General features: G+C 71.1%; 13 protein-coding genes. 7 read left to right on the top strand and 6 right to left on the bottom strand.

The annotated features are described in order from the left end of the window. Positions 1-85: 85 nt before the first annotated feature. A complete protein-coding gene (locus HDA39_RS02920; RefSeq protein ID WP_184793698.1) occupies positions 86-589 on the top strand; it encodes a mycothiol transferase in 504 nt (167 codons plus the stop codon). Here HDA39_RS02920 and HDA39_RS02915 read toward each other — a convergent pair. Both HDA39_RS02915 and HDA39_RS02910 read right to left on the bottom strand, forming a co-directional pair. Next, on the bottom strand, positions 575-1,684 hold the full coding sequence (locus tag HDA39_RS02915; protein ID WP_184793697.1) for a hypothetical protein: 1,110 nt from the start codon (positions 1,682-1,684) through the stop codon (positions 575-577). The genes HDA39_RS02920 and HDA39_RS02915 overlap by 15 nt on opposite strands. Next, entirely contained in the window at positions 1,684-2,550 is an 867-nt protein-coding gene (locus tag HDA39_RS02910; RefSeq protein WP_184793696.1) for an exodeoxyribonuclease III, read from the bottom strand. Before HDA39_RS02910 ends, HDA39_RS02915 begins: the two co-directional genes overlap by 1 nt. 203 nt (positions 2,551-2,753) lie before the next feature. Between HDA39_RS02910 and HDA39_RS43015 the strand changes: the two genes are divergently transcribed. Genes HDA39_RS43015 through HDA39_RS02895 form a run of 3 tightly spaced genes read left to right on the top strand, consistent with a single transcriptional unit; the run spans position 2,754 to position 5,092 of the window. After that, the gene (locus HDA39_RS43015; protein ID WP_184793695.1) at positions 2,754-3,362 is read left to right on the top strand and encodes a TetR family transcriptional regulator; all 609 of its coding nucleotides are present in this window, start codon (positions 2,754-2,756) and stop codon (positions 3,360-3,362) included. 17 nt (positions 3,363-3,379) lie between these two features. Beyond that, a complete protein-coding gene (locus tag HDA39_RS02900) occupies positions 3,380-4,642 on the top strand; it encodes an alpha/beta fold hydrolase (RefSeq protein ID WP_184793694.1) in 1,263 nt (420 codons plus the stop codon). Positions 4,643-4,666: 24 nt separating this feature from the next. Beyond that, positions 4,667-5,092 carry a methyltransferase domain-containing protein gene (locus HDA39_RS02895; protein ID WP_184793693.1) on the top strand — a complete coding sequence of 142 codons (426 nt, stop codon included), beginning with the start codon at positions 4,667-4,669 and terminating at the stop codon, positions 5,090-5,092. Here the strand turns inward: HDA39_RS02895 and HDA39_RS02890 are convergent. Then, complete coding sequence (locus tag HDA39_RS02890) at positions 5,055-7,733, bottom strand: helix-turn-helix transcriptional regulator (RefSeq protein WP_184793692.1); 2,679 nt, start codon at positions 7,731-7,733, stop codon at positions 5,055-5,057. The genes HDA39_RS02895 and HDA39_RS02890 overlap by 38 nt on opposite strands. Before the next feature lie 165 nt (positions 7,734-7,898). Here HDA39_RS02890 and HDA39_RS02885 point away from each other — a divergent pair, with 165 nt between their 5' ends. Then, entirely contained in the window at positions 7,899-8,915 is a 1,017-nt protein-coding gene (locus HDA39_RS02885) for a medium chain dehydrogenase/reductase family protein (RefSeq protein ID WP_184793691.1), read from the top strand. A gap of 30 nt (positions 8,916-8,945) precedes the next feature. Further along, on the top strand, positions 8,946-10,406 hold the full coding sequence (locus HDA39_RS02880; RefSeq protein ID WP_184793690.1) for an alpha/beta hydrolase: 1,461 nt from the start codon (positions 8,946-8,948) through the stop codon (positions 10,404-10,406). Between the two features lie 9 nt (positions 10,407-10,415). Here the strand turns inward: HDA39_RS02880 and aac(3) are convergent, their stop codons facing one another. Next, the gene (gene aac(3), locus HDA39_RS02875; RefSeq protein ID WP_420488792.1) at positions 10,416-11,216 is read right to left on the bottom strand and encodes an aminoglycoside 3-N-acetyltransferase; all 801 of its coding nucleotides are present in this window, start codon (positions 11,214-11,216) and stop codon (positions 10,416-10,418) included. 100 nt (positions 11,217-11,316) lie between these two features. Between aac(3) and argG the strand changes: the two genes are divergently transcribed. Beyond that, positions 11,317-12,756, top strand: coding sequence for an argininosuccinate synthase (gene argG / locus HDA39_RS02870; protein WP_184793688.1), 1,440 nt, complete (start codon positions 11,317-11,319; stop codon positions 12,754-12,756). A gap of 71 nt (positions 12,757-12,827) precedes the next feature. Here the strand turns inward: argG and HDA39_RS02865 are convergent, their stop codons facing one another. Together HDA39_RS02865 and HDA39_RS02860 are read right to left on the bottom strand one after the other, a co-directional pair. Then, a complete protein-coding gene (locus HDA39_RS02865) occupies positions 12,828-13,742 on the bottom strand; it encodes an NAD-dependent epimerase/dehydratase family protein (RefSeq protein ID WP_184793687.1) in 915 nt (304 codons plus the stop codon). Further along, positions 13,739-14,362 (bottom strand): dihydrofolate reductase family protein, encoded by a 624-nt coding sequence (locus HDA39_RS02860; protein WP_184793686.1) that lies wholly within the window; start codon positions 14,360-14,362, stop codon positions 13,739-13,741. The genes HDA39_RS02865 and HDA39_RS02860 overlap by 4 nt, the downstream gene beginning before the upstream one ends. Positions 14,363-14,366: the final 4 nt, after the last annotated feature.

The following is a 14,366-nucleotide window of genomic DNA, read 5'->3' as shown; positions in this document are numbered from 1 at the left end:
CAGTAGAACGTTCCGCCGGGCGGCGCGCGAGTCTGTCCACAGGCCGGAGTACGGTGACAGAAGTCGGCGCGATGGAGGGAAGACGATGAACACCAGCGCAGTTCTGATCGACGCGTTCAGCCGGATCCAGGAGGTCGTGCACGAGACCGTCGAGGGTCTCCAGGACGACGTCCTCAGCACCCGCCCGAACGACGCGGGGAACTCGATCGCCTGGCTGGTCTGGCACCTGACCCGGATCCAGGACGACCACCTGGCCGATGCCGGCGGCTACGAACAGGCCATCACCGCCGACGGCTGGCACGAGCGCCTCGGCCTGCCGTTCGACCCGTCCGACACCGGCTACGGTCACACGCCCGAAGACGTTGCCGCGGTCAAGCTGTCCGCCTCGCAACTGACCGGGTACTACGACGCCGTGCACGCCCGCTCGGTCCAGTACCTGGAGACCCTGACCGACGACGAGCTCGAGCGCGTCGTCGACAAGCGCTGGAACCCGCCGGTCACACTCGGCGTACGCCTCAACAGCGTCCTGTCCGACGATCTCCAGCACGCCGGCCAGGCGGCGTACGTCCGCGGTCTACTCGGCGGCTGACGTCCAGAGCGTGCCACCGGCGATCAGGTAGAGCGTGCGGCCGACGAGGCGCGCGTCGGTGACGTCACCCGTCGGGCCGTCGGAGGTCCTGACGGTCCAGGCGCCGTCCGCGCCGCGCAGCACCTTCACCTGATTGCCGTCGGCAACCACCTGGACGACCTGGTCGCCGTCCAGGACCGGCGCCGGCAACGGCGTCTTGTCGCCGACGGCGATCTCCGGCAGACCCTTCAGCCGCCGCGCGCTGTCCGGCTTCGCCGGATCGAACTGCCACATCGCCAGCTTGCCCTCGACCCACCCGGTCACCGTGCACAGCTGCTCGCCGCAGGTCACCCGCTGGCCGTGACTCCGCTCGCCGCCGTCGGGCAGCGCGAAGCCCGACCAGCCGTCGTTCAGCCGCTGCGACCTCCACACCGCCGCCTCCTGCCGTACGACGTTCGGCGCGAGCCGCACCTGCGAGCCGGTCTGCACGATCGCATCGCCGAAGACCGTCGCGTCGCCCGGCCCGGGCAGCAGTCCCGGCGTACTGCGCAGGACCGTCCCGGCCGAGTCCTGCCGGATCCACTTCGCGCCCTGCGGCAACCAGACCGCCGCGTCCAGGCCCGATGTCCTGGAGGCCCACGCCCCGAGCAACGCCTGCCCGGCCGGCGCGATCACCGCCGAGTACAGCGTCCCCGCGTCCGGCCCGCCGAAGGTGTTGAACTCCTGCGGTAGCTCCTGCACCGCGGCGGTCGTCCCGGTCCACACCGTCCAGCGCACGTTGGAGTGCGCGCCGCCAGCCGCTCCACCCAGCGCGACCACCCGGCGGCCGTCGTACGCGATGGACTTCCAGACGGCGAGGGCGGCGTACGGGCTGCTCGGGTCCGGCGACAGCTTGACCTCGCTCTGCTTGTCCCCCTCGACCAGCAACAACCGTGGCACCACCTTGGCGTCGCGGTCACGCAGTCCGACCAGCAATTGATCGCCGTGCCCGGTGAGCACGACCGGCTCGGCCGGCACCTTCACCTGCGACCAAGCCACCGCCTGCGCCTGCGGCTTGTCCTCACTGCAGGAAGCGGCGACCAGCAGCAGTACGACGAGCAGCAGCGCTCTGCGCATCAGCGGTTCTGCGGCAGCTTGGTCGTCTTCTTGCGAGCGCCGCGCGGATTCGACGGCGGCGGTACGACGGGACCGAGGTCACCGTCCGGCGCGACGTCCAGGTCGATGATCACCGGCGCGTGGTCGCTCGGCCCGGTCCCCTTGCGCGCCTTCCGGTCGATCCACGCCGCCTTCACCCGCTCGGCCACCGGGTCCGACGCGAGCATCAGGTCGATCCGCATCCCCAGGTCCTGGTGGAACATGCCGGCCCGGTAGTCCCAGTAGCTGAAGACCCGCTCGGTCGGCCAACGATCCCGTACGACGTCGTGCAGCCCGGTCGCCAGCAGCGCGGCCAGCGCTTCCCGCTCCGGCACGGTCACGTGCGTCGATCCGACGAAGGCCGCCGGGTCGAACAGGTCCGCGTCCGTCGGCGCGATGTTCATGTCACCGCAGACGATCTGCTCGGCCGGTCCGGCCGCGACCACATCCCTGAGCGCCTTGAGCCACGCGAGCTTGTAGACGTAGTGGTCCGAGTCGGGCTCGCGCCCGTTCGGCACGTACAGCGAGTGGATCCGGATCCCGCCGCAGGTCGCAGCCACCGCTCGCGCCTCCGGGTTCGGGAAGCCCGGCGCCCCGGCCACGCCGGTCACCACGTCCTCGATCCCGACCTTCGACAACAGGGCCACGCCGTTCCACTGCACCTCGCCGTACAGGGCGGTCTCGTACCCACGCCCCGCCAGCTCCTGGCCCAGCAAGGCGGTGAACGCGTCGTCGGCCAGCTTCGTCTCCTGCAGGCAGACGACGTCCGGCTCCCGCTCGTCCAGCCAGTCGAGCAACCGCGGCATCCGCTGCTTCACCGAGTTCACATTCCAAGTCGCTACGCGCACCCGCCTACCGTAGCCCGGCTCAGTTCCGTTCGGCGTCCGCTGCAGGCGGCACCTCGTACTCGGCGAGGCCGAACCAGAACGCCGCCGCCACTTCGATCTGGTCGAGCACCTCGACCGACTCCTCCAGGTACTGCACCTGCTCCTCCTCATCACCGATCTCATAATCATACTCGGTATGAGTTTGAGTTGGGTATGATTTCACCGTGGAAGGTCGCCGGGAACGGAAGAAGGCCGCGCTCCGTCAGCACATCTCCGACGTCGCGACCGGACTGTTCCTCGAGCGCGGGTTCGACCAGGTGTCGGTCTCGGAGGTCGCGGAGGCGGCCGACGTCGCGCGGCCGACCGTGTTCGCGCACTTCCCGCGCAAGGAGGACCTGCTCTTCGACCAGTACCCGGAGACCGAGGCCGAGCTGGTCGGCGCCGTACTGGACCGCCCGGACGGCATGCCGGCGGTGCGTGCGATCGCCAACCGGGTCCTCGTCCTGGCCGCGCAGGAGTCCCCGCCGTTCCTGGTCCGGCCGCACCAGGCACCGTTCTTCCGGATCGTCGCGGAGTCCCGGGCGCTGCAGGCGCGGGCGCGAGAGATGGCCGATCAGCTCGAGGACGCGGTCGCCATGGCGATGGAGGCGACCGGCGTCCGGCAGCCGCGCCTGGTCGCGGCGCTCACGACTGCGGCGTACAAGACGGCCCACCTGGACTCCGTACGCCGGGTTCTCGCCGGCCAGGACGCGCTCGACCACGTCTTCCGGGTGCAGACCGCGCTGAACGTCGTCGCCCAGGCTGTGGAAAACGATCCGGTCTTCGTGGGCTGATCCGGGACAATGGCCGGGTGGCCAGAATCCCGGGACTCGTGCTGACCGATCACACCTTCACCGTGCCGCTCGACCACGAGCGGCCGGACGGTCCGACGATCGAGGTGTTCGCGCGCGAAGCCGTCGCGCCGACCAAGGTGGACGACGACCTGCCCTGGCTGGTGTTCCTGCAGGGTGGCCCGGGCGGAGCGTCACCGCGACCGACCAGCGGCAGCGGCTGGCTCGAGCGCGCGACCCGTGAGTTCCGCGTGCTGCTGCTCGACCAGCGCGGGACCGGGCGCAGCACGCCGGTGACCCGTCGTACGGCCTTGTCGATGGGCGCCGAGGAGCTTGCGGCGTACCTGAAGCACTTCCGCGCGGACTCGATCGTCGCCGACGCCGAGTTCATCCGTGGTCAGCTGAGCCCCGGCAAGCCGTGGACCACGCTCGGCCAGTCGTACGGCGGGTTCATCACGCTGACCTATCTGTCGAAAGCGCCGTCAGGCTTGAAGGCCTGCTACGTGACCGGCGGCCTGGCCGGGCTGGACGCGACGGCGGACGACGTCTACACGCGCACCTATCCGCGCGCCAAGGCCAAGACGCTGCGCTACTACCGGCTCTTCCCCGAGGACGTCGCCAAGGTCCGCCGCATCGCGGACCACGTGACCGCCAACGACGTCCGCCTTCCCAACGGCGACCGCCTGACCGTCGACCGCTTCCAGACCCTCGGCTTCGGCCTCGGCATGAGCGAGTCCGCCGAGTCCCTGCACTGGCTGATCGACGAGGCCTGGGACGGCCCCGAGCTGTCCGACGCCTTCCTGTACGGCGCGATGGCGCGCACCGACCACACCCTCAGCCCGCTGTTCGTCGTCCTGCACGAATCGCTCTACGGCCAGGACACCCGCCCGACGAACTGGGCCGCGGCCCGGGTGAAGCCGGCCGAGTTCGCGCCCACCGCCGAGCCCTTCCTCTTCACCGGCGAGATGATCTACCCCTGGATGGTCGAGGACCTGGCCGGCCTCAGTCCCTTCGCCGAAGCCGCCAACCTCCTGGCCGCCGTCACCGACTGGACCCCGCTCTACGACCCCGCCGTCCTCGCCACCAACCGGGTCCCCGTCGCCGCCGCGATCTACCACGACGACCTGTACGTCGACGCTTCCCTCTCCCTCGAAACAGCCGCCCGTGTCGCCAACGTCGCCACCTGGGTCACCAACGAGTACGAACACGATGGAGCCCGGGCCTCCCGCGGCGCAGTGCTCGACCGACTGATCAAACTCGCCAACGATCTCCCGCCGGCCTGACAGTCCCATCCGAAGGAGGCTCCCGTGGCAGTCCGTCTCTCCCCTCGCCTGCTGGCGATCGTCGACGCGCTTCCGCTGGCGCCGGGGCTACGGGTGCTCGAGATCGGCTGCGGTCCCGGTGCCGCGGCCCGCGAGGTCGCGCACCGCGTGGGTCCCACCGGCCACGTCCTGGCCATCGACCGCTCAGCCAGAGCCATCGCCCAGGCCTCTGCCTCGGCCGCCCCCAACCTGACGTTCCGCCAGGCCGCCGTCGAGGCCTTCGAGCTGGAGCCCGGCGAACCGCCGTACGACCTGGCCTTCGCCGCCCGCGTCGGTGCACTCGACGGACGCCACTCCGACCTCGAGCCGCGAGCACTCCGGGCCATCGCCGCGGCGCTCACCCCCGAGGGTGTGCTGATGGTCGACGGCCGGCTCAGAACGACAGGTCGCGGAGCTGACGGCGGGAGGTGATCTCGAGCTTGCGGAAGATGTTGCGCAAGTGGGCGTCGATCGTGCGCGGGCTGAGGAAGAGGGTCGTGGCGACCTCCTTGGACGTCGAACCACCGGCGACCTTGGTCGCGATCAGCCGTTCCTGCGCGGTGAGACTGTCCAGCGGGGCGGCCGTGTCGCGACGCGGCCGCTGACCCGTCGCGGACAGCTCCCGGGCAGCACGCTCGGCGAACCCGGTGGCGCCGATCGCGATCAGTGACTCGTGGGCCGCCTGGAGTTCCACGCGGGCCTCGGCGCGCCGGCCTTCCCGGCGCAGCCATTCGCCGTACGCCAAGCGCGCACGGGCCTGGCAGGCGCGGACCTCGGTCTGGCCCAGCAGGTCGATGGCCTCGCGGTAGTGGCTGTCCGCCGTCGCCGGTGCTGAGTCGAGCAGCGCCTGCCCGAGCCGGTACGTGCCGACCGCCCACGGGGTCGGGCTGGTGCGCGCCACCGCCTCGAGTCGCTCCAACGCCAGTACGCCGTCGTCGGGGCGTCCGGCGCGCGAAGCGGCCTCGACGAGCTCGGAGTCGAGCGGCCACACGACGTACGAACCGCGTTGCTGTTCCTGCTGAGCCGCGAGCCCGGCCTCGAGCGCGGCGGTGTAGTCGCCGAGTCCGTTGCGCAGGACCGCGGTGGCGTACAGCTCCGCGACGACCTCGTCACGGCCAACTCGATCGTGCAGGGACGCTCGCAGCGCGGCGACCTGCTCGGCGTCGCCGCGCCAGGCGGCCAGGATGAGTTCGGCGAAGGCGAGGTTGACCGCGCCGGTGGCCTCGTCGACCGCGGTCGCCTCCGCCAGGCTCGCGTCCGCGTCCCCGAACCGGCCGAACAACGTCTTGCCGATCGCGTGGAACCGCAGCGCCTGCGGCAGAACCGCGAAGGTGGACTGCCGGCGCGCCAGTTCCACCTGCCGGGTCGAGATCTCCTCGGTCGCCGCCGCGTCCCGCAGGTCGAGCGCCATCAGGCAGGCGAGCTCCATCCACGACGGGTTCACAAGGTCCGGGTCGCGAAACGCGTCCACCGCCCGGCGCATCGCGGGGACCGCCTCGTCGACCGGCAGGACGGCCTGGTCGAGCAGTGCGTCCAGCAGCAGGTCGGACGGCCGGGGATCGCGTCCCGGTCGCACCTGCTCGCGGATGCGGGCGGCGAGCTGCCGCAGGCGACCCGGCAGCCGGTCGATGAACATCGACGTCGAGAAGGCTTCGATGTAGGTCTGGGTGGCCTCCTCGGGTCCGAGGTCGGCCGCCGCGGCGACCAGTGCGGCGATGGCGTCGGCGCTGCGGGCGAGGTGCAGGTCGATCAGCGCACGCTGCAGGCGCGCGTCGGCTCGCTGCCGCGGTCCGAGCGGCCGGCGCTCGGCCTGCAGGACCAGCGCGCGGGCGTCGGCGAACGCCCCGAGCTTGAGCCGCAGCTCGGCCGCGGACAGCAGCCGCTCGGCCTGGCGACCGGGCTCAGGAGAGAGCCCGGCCGCGCGTTCGAGGAACGCGGACGCCGCCGCGAGGTCGCCACGCCGTCGGGTCCGCTCCGCCGCGCTGGTCAGCTCCGCGGCGACGGTCTCGTCGGTGTCGGTGACCGCGTGCGCCTGGTGCCAGGCGCGGCGGTCGGGATCGATCTCGGCGTCGGTCGCGCCGGCCAGCGCGGCGTGCACGCTTCGGCGTACCCGCGGAGTAGCGGACTCGTACGCCGCCGAACGCACCAGTGGATGACGAAACCTCAGCCGGGGCCCGAGAACCACCAGACCGTCGTCCTCGGCACCGGACAGCACGGTCAGGTCCAGCTCGAGCCGCTTCGTCGCGCGACGCAGCAGACCGAGATCGCCGACCGGCTCGGCCGCGGCCAGCGCCAGCACCGTTTGAGTTGCCTCAGGCAACCGTTGGACCCGGCGGGTGAACTCGTCCTGCAACGCCTCGACCACACTCGTCCGCGGCCGGTCCCGCAGGCCCGGTACGCCGGTCTCGGGCCCGAACTCCAGCAACGCCAGTGGATTGCCGCGGGCCTCGGCGAGGATCCGGTCGAGCACGTCGGCGTCGAGCCCACCCCGGCCGGTCGAGCTCAGCAGCGCCTGGGCGTCCTTCTCGTCCAGGCCGGCGAGCGGCAGCTGCGGGAGGTCGGCGAACCCGGATCCCTCGGGACGCCCGGCCAGGACCATCGCGACGCGTTCGGCCGACAGGCGCCGCGCGACGAAGGTGAGCACCTGCCGCGTCCCCGCGTCGATCCACTGGACGTCGTCGACGACACAGCACACCGGCTGCTGCCGGGTGAGCTCGTTCAGCAGCCCGAGGACGGCGAGGCCGACCATCAGCGGGCTCGGCGTCGTACCGTCGGAGAGGCCGAACACCACCCCGAGCGCCTGCTGCTGGACGGCGGGCAGAGTGGCGCGCGCCTCGATGACCGGCGCGCAGAGCTGGTGCAGTACGGCGTACGGCAGCTCACGCTCGAACTCGGTGCCGTCGGCCCGCAGGACCAGCCACCCGTCGAGCTCGCCGGTCGTGGTGCCGACCAGGCTCGACTTGCCGATCCCGGCCTCGCCGACGATCACGACCGCTCCACCGCGGCTGTCGTTCGCGCTCCGGAGGAGGCTGTCGATCACCTGACGTTCCGCCTGCCTCGCCACGAACTGCATCGAGCCGACTCTCCTGGGTGATCGACGGAAACGCTCCCGCCGGTCAGCGTAGTTGGCCTGCCGTGAGCACCTACCGCCGCGATCTACGTAGTTCTCACCGACGCGCCCGGCGTCCTCCGCACGGCATCGTCGACTTCGACAGCTTGAACATCGGAGGAGGCGCACATGATCACCGAGGTGGAACTGCCAGGGATCGTCGAACCGGAAGGACTGCGAGTACGCCGTCGCGAGGTCCCGCCGGTCGCACCCGGGCAGGCACTGGTCCGGATGGAGGCGACCGGAGTCTCGTTCGCGGAGCAGCAGATGCGCCGCGGCAAGTACTACGACCAGCCGCCGTTCCCGTTCGTCCCCGGGTACGACGTCGTCGGCGTGATCGAGACCCTCGGCGAGGGTGACTCCGGGTTCACTGTCGGGCAGCGGGTCGCCGCGGTCACCAAGACCGGCGGCTGGGCGGACCGGCTGGTGCTCGACACCGCCGACCTCGCCGTGGTGCCGGACGGCCTGGGCGCCGAGGAGACCGAAGCGGTCATCGTCAACGGCGTCACCGCCCGGCGGATGCTCGCGATCGCCGGAGCCGGCCGCGGTGACACCGTGGTCGTCCTGGGCGCGAACGGCGGGGTCGGATCGCTCCTGGTCCAGCTCGCGCGGCACGCCGGGGCCCGGGTCATCGGCGTCGCCTCCCAGCGTCACTTCCCGTACCTGCGGGAGCTCGGCGCGATCCCGGTCGACCGGGCCGGAGACTCGGCCGCCGCGGTCGCCGAGCTCGCCCCGAACGGCGTGAAAGCGGTCTTCGACCACGTGGGCGGGCCCGGCCTTCGCCGCTCCTGGTCCATGCTCGGTCGCGGCGGCGTCCTCGTCTCGTACGGCACCGCGGCCACTCGAGACGACCAGGGCAACGCCAAACTTCCCATCCTCGCGCTGTTCGGCCGGCTCGCGCTCTGGAACCTGCTGCCCAACGGCCGCTCGGCCACCTTCTTCAACCTCTGGTCCGGCCGCAGGCGTCTCGAGCGTCACCGCGCCGAACTGCGGGCCGACCTCGAAGCCGTCTTCGGCCAGCTCGCGGCCGGTGAGATCACCGCTCGCATCGCCCGCGCCTTTCCACTGTCCGACACCGCCGCCGCCGTCCGGTACGCCGAGTCCGGCTCAGCCGCCGGCAAGGTCGTCCTGGTCCCGTCGGTCTGAACCGTCACCAACCATTCTTGGGAGTCAGCTATGCGGATCATGACCAAACTGGCCGTCGCCGCGGTGGCCTTGCTGAGTGTGAGTGCGGTGATCACACCGGCCGCGCAGGCGGTCACCACGACCTCGGCAGGCAACGCCACGCCGTCGATCAGATGGCAGTCGTGCCAGGAGCCGTACTTCGCGGGCCTGGACTGCGGCACGCTCCGGGTGCCGGTCGACTGGGCACGGCCGTGGTCCCGGCAGATCGAGCTGTCCCTCGTACGCCGTCAAGCTACCGACCCGACGCAGCGGGTCGGGAGCCTCCTGCTCAACAACAGCTCGGGACGATCGAGCATCGAACAGCTCCGGTACGCACTCGTCAGTGGCGGGCTCGAGGACACCGTGCTGGACCAGCGGTTCGACCTCGTCGCCGTCGACCCGCGCGGCATCGGTCACAGCACTCCGACGACCTGCGCCGACCGCCCACAGCGCGCGCCGGGAGTCACGTACTTCCCGGCGAGCGAGGCGCAGTACCGCGACCTGGTGCGGAACAACCGGGCGCTGGCCGCGGCGTGCGGCGACCGGACGCTGCTGACGAAGCTCGACCGGGCGAGCATCGCGCGTGACCTCGAGGCGGTCCGGATCGGCCTCGGGGAACGGCAGCTCAACTGGTACGGCATCGGCTGGAGCGCCGTTCTCGGCAAGACCTACGAGCAGATGTTCCCCGGGCGGCTGCGCACCCTGCTGGCCGACAGCGCCGAGGAGGACACCGCGGACCCGGTCTCGCGGCTCACCAGCGAGATCCTCGCGGCGGAGGATTCGTTCAACCGGTTCGCCGCCTGGTGCCGCGACGACGCCCGGTGCGCGCTGACCGGCCAGGACGTGGGCACGGTGTTCGACCAGCTCGTCGCGAAGGCGGACCGGACCCCGATCCCCACCACGACTCCGGGCAAGGCGCTCACCGGCGAGGACATCCGCGCGGCCATGCAGGACAAGCTCAACCTCGGCCTGTTCTGGCCGAAGGCGTCGCAGGCGATCAAGAAGGCGATCGACGGTGACGCCACGGAGCTGGCGACCGTCAACGACAAGACCCTCGACTTCGTCCAGGCGCAGACCCACGCCTGTGTCGACACGCCGCGCGCAGCATCCGGGTACGCCGGGCTCACCCAGTTGGCCCGGATGGCCAAGCAGCTCTCACCCCACCTCGGCGGCGCCGTCCTCGGCTGGCGCACCCTGGCCGGCTGCCAGGGCTGGCCGGTTCCCGTGAACGCCCCCACGCCGAAGCCGGTTCACCACTTCCCGCCCACGCTGATCGCCCAGTCCACCCACCAGTCATCGACGCCGTACACGTGGGGCTTCACCCTGTCCGCCACGCTCCCCGGCAGCGTCGTATTGTCCCGAGAGGGCGACGACTACTCGATGTACCAGCTGTCGCCCTGCGTACGAGACGCCGCGGACCGCCTGCTGGTCCACCGCAAACTGCCCGCCCCCGGTTCGCTCTGCACCACCTGACAGACACCGTCAGAACCGCTCCTCGATCCACTCCCGAACAGCCCTGACCGCCCGGCGGGCGTCGAACGTCCAGATCTCAGCCGCCCCCACCCGGCCCTGGACCCCGGCGCCCGCCGCGACCGCTTGCCGGGCGAGGTTGCCGACCGCGCTCTCCACGTCGTACGGCAAAGCTCCGTAGAAGGTGTCGAGCGTCGTGTAGTCGCGCCAGACATCGCCTTCGCTGGTCCGGACCGGCATCCGGTAGCTGTGGTAGCGCTTGCCCTCGACGGCCGCGATCGCCTCCGCGTGATGGCACAGGGTCAGCGTCTTCAACGGCGCCCCGAGCAGCAGCACCTTCCCGCCGAGCGTCGTGAGCCGCCCCAAGGTCCCGTCCGGTCCCCACGGATCCTCGACATCGGCGATCAACTCGCCGGCCCGCGCACCGAGCGCCGCGAAGCTCACCTCCGGGTGCGGGCTCCTGATCGCGCCCGGCCAGGTCCTGAGGCGCTCCGGGAAGCCGCCGAAGTCTCGCCGTGACGACGACACCGCGGGGTCGAAGCCCGGCAGTTCGTCGTACGCCGTTTGCCAGCGGCGCGGCCAGAACGCCACGTGGTACGGGCTGTCGTCCCACCCGCAGAACGCGACCAGCGTCCCCTCGGCACCCACCGCGTCGCGCAGCGCGCGGACGACCGTGTCGATCCCGCCGACCACCCAGCCCAGCGCGGACAACCGCACGTGCACCATCAGTACGTCGCCCGCCCCGATCCCCGCCGCGGCGACTCCCCGCGCGATCTGCCCGCGCGTCACCGGCGCGAACTCGACGTCGTCCAGCAGGTCTGCCCCGGGAAATGCCATGACCCCAGGATCCACCCGTCCCTCCTCCGGTGGCGTCAGCTTGCATGATCATGCAGGACACTGCATACTTATTCTCATGTCCAAGGTGATCTCCTCTCTGCCCGTCGGCGAACGCGTCGGCATCGCCTTCTCCGGAGGGCTCGACACGTCGGTCGCGGTCGCCTGGATGCGCGACAAGGGCGCCGTCCCCTGCACGTACACCGCCGACATCGGCCAGTACGACGAGCCCGACATCGGCTCGGTCCCCGGCCGGGCCAAGGCGTACGGCGCCGAGATCGCCCGCCTGGTCGACTGCCGGGCGGCGCTGGTCGAGGAGGGCCTGGCCGCGCTCACCTGCGGCGCGTTCCACATCCGCTCCGGCGGCCGGGCGTACTTCAACACGACCCCGCTGGGCCGCGCCGTCACCGGCACGCTGCTGGTCCGCGCGATGCTCGAGGACGACGTCCAGATCTGGGGCGACGGCTCGACGTACAAGGGCAACGACATCGAGCGGTTCTACCGCTACGGCCTGCTCGCCAACCCGAACCTGCGGATCTACAAGCCGTGGCTCGACCCGGCGTTCGTCACCGAGCTCGGCGGCCGGAAGGAAATGAGCGAGTGGCTGGTCGCCCACGAGCTGCCGTACCGCGACAGCACCGAGAAGGCGTACTCCACCGACGCCAACATCTGGGGCGCGACCCACGAGGCGAAGACGCTGGAGCACCTCGACGCCGGCATCGAGACCGTGCAGCCGATCATGGGCGTCGCGTTCTGGGACCCCGAGGTCGAGATCCCCGCCGAGGACGTCACGATCGGGTTCGAGCAGGGCCGGCCGGTGACGATCAACGGCAAGGAGTTCGGCTCCGCGGTCGACCTGGTGATGGAGGCCAACGCGATCGGCGGCCGGCACGGCCTGGGCATGTCCGACCAGATCGAGAACCGGATCATCGAGGCCAAGAGCCGCGGCATCTACGAGGCGCCGGGCATGGCGCTGCTGCACGCGGCGTACGAGCGGCTGGTGAACGCGATCCACAACGAGGACACTGTCGCGTCGTACCACAACGACGGCCGCAGGCTGGGCCGGCTGATGTACGAGGGCCGCTGGCTCGACCCGCAGTCGCTGATGCTGCGGGAGTCCCTGCAGCGCTGGGTCGGCGCCGCGATCACCGGCGAGGTCACGCTGCGGCTGCGGCGCGGCGAGGACTACTCGATCCTCGACACCTCCGGCCCGGCCTTCAGCTACCACCCCGACAAGCTGTCGATGGAGCGCACCGAGGACTCCGCGTTCGGCCCGCTGGACCGGATCGGCCAGCTCACCATGCGCAACCTCGACATCGCCGACTCCCGCGCCAAGCTCGAGCAGTACGCCGGCCTCGGCATGATCGGCACCGCCCACGCCGAGCTGATCGGCACCGGCATCCCCCAGCTCATCGGCGAGATGCCCGAGGGCGGCGCCAACCTGATCGCCTCCCGCGGCGAGGTCGACGAGGAAGCCGCCCTGCTCGACCGAGCGGCGATGGAGTCGGGCACGGACTGAGCCGAGGCAGTGAACGCGGTACGGCCGGTCAGCTGACCGGCCGTCCTGCGGTGTCGACTCCCACGGATTGGCTACCGCGGGTTCTTGCTGCGCCAGGCGAAGTAGTCCGCGACCGCGGACACGGCGTCGAAGCGCGGGGTGAAGCCGGTGTCGTCGGTCAGGCGGCTGATGTCGAGGTACGGCTGCTCAGCTGGGTCGCCGTCGGTTCGCTCCGGGCGCTGGTCGACGGGAGTGATCGCCTCCAAGGCCGCGACGAGATCGCGATGGGTCGACGGCCGTCCGGCCGAGACGTTGTACGTCGTGTGCCGCAGGATCTCCGCGGCCGTCAGCAGCGCGATCGCGCGGCCGGCGTCCGGGCCGTAGCAAGAGTCGCCGCCTTCGCCGGCGGGCAGCGGCCGCGGGGTCTCGCCACGCAGCACCGCGCTGACGTACGACGGGATCGGGCTGAACGGCGACTCCGGATCCATCAGCGGACCCCAGATGCTGCCGATCCGGAGCAGAATCGGTTCGGCACCGCTGCCCTGCAGAGCGTGGACCGAGATCGGTTCGACCGCCTTCTTGAACGCGACGATGTGGTGCGGCAGGTCAACGGTCGGCAGGTCAAGCTCCTCGTGCCACGGAATCTCGGGACGCCCGCTGTAGACCCCGAGGCTGCTGGCGACGGCGAACCGGCGGACACCCCACGCCCGCGCGGCGTCGAGCGCGTTCAGCAGGCCGGTCAGGTCGGCGCGGTAGAAGTCGACCGGATTCTCACCGGGAACGGTGCCGGCCAGATGGACGATCGCGCGTACGTCGTACTGGTTGCCCAGAGCAAGAAATGCGGCCCGGTCGGTGACGTCGAGGGACTCGACGGCCACCCGCCCGGCCAGGAAGGACGGGACATCGGTCTGGCGGTAGGTCGTGACCACGACCTCCTGCCCGAGCTCGACCAGTGCGTGGGCGGTGTGGGCCCCGATCATGCCGAGGCCGCCGGTGACGAGGATCATCGGACCACCTCGTAGTGCAGGTGCGTGACGCCCGGAGCGGCGACGGCTTCGAGCAGCCGCAGGTTCACGTGCCGCGGCAGCTCCTGGAAGAAGCTGCGCCCGCCGCCGAGCAGGATCGGGATCTGGTGCAGGACCACCTCGTCCACCAGACCGGCGGCCAGCGCGGTGCTCACCACGCCGCCGCCCATCAACGCGACATCCTTGCCCCCGGCAAGCTTCTGGGCCACGGCGACCGCGTCCTCGATGCCGGAAGTCACCAGCGTCTGCCGCTCGCTCATGCCTGCTGACACTCCAGGGGGTGTGACAGACGAATCCAGCGGCCGATGACTGACCACCACCAACGGCGCCGTCGGATGCGGCGCTCCGCCGTCGATCCACCCGGAGTCGTCGTACGTGTTGCGCCCGGCCAGACTCACCCCGACCCGGCTCGCCAGACTGTCGAAGACCCGCGCGCTCGCCTCGCTCAGCCGGAACCCGTCGAACTCCCGGCTCGTGGTGTCGCCGTCGAAGTACCAGTCGAACAGCATCGACCCCTCCCCCAGCCCGCGCCCGGCGCCGGGATCGCGGCCGGTGATGTACCCGTCGACCGACACCGACAACGCAGTGAAGACCTTGCTCATCTCG

This window comes from Kribbella italica (assembly GCF_014205135.1).
Taxonomy (GTDB): Bacteria; Actinomycetota; Actinomycetes; order Propionibacteriales; family Kribbellaceae; genus Kribbella; species Kribbella italica.
This window is presented reverse-complemented; position numbering and strand designations above follow the sequence as displayed.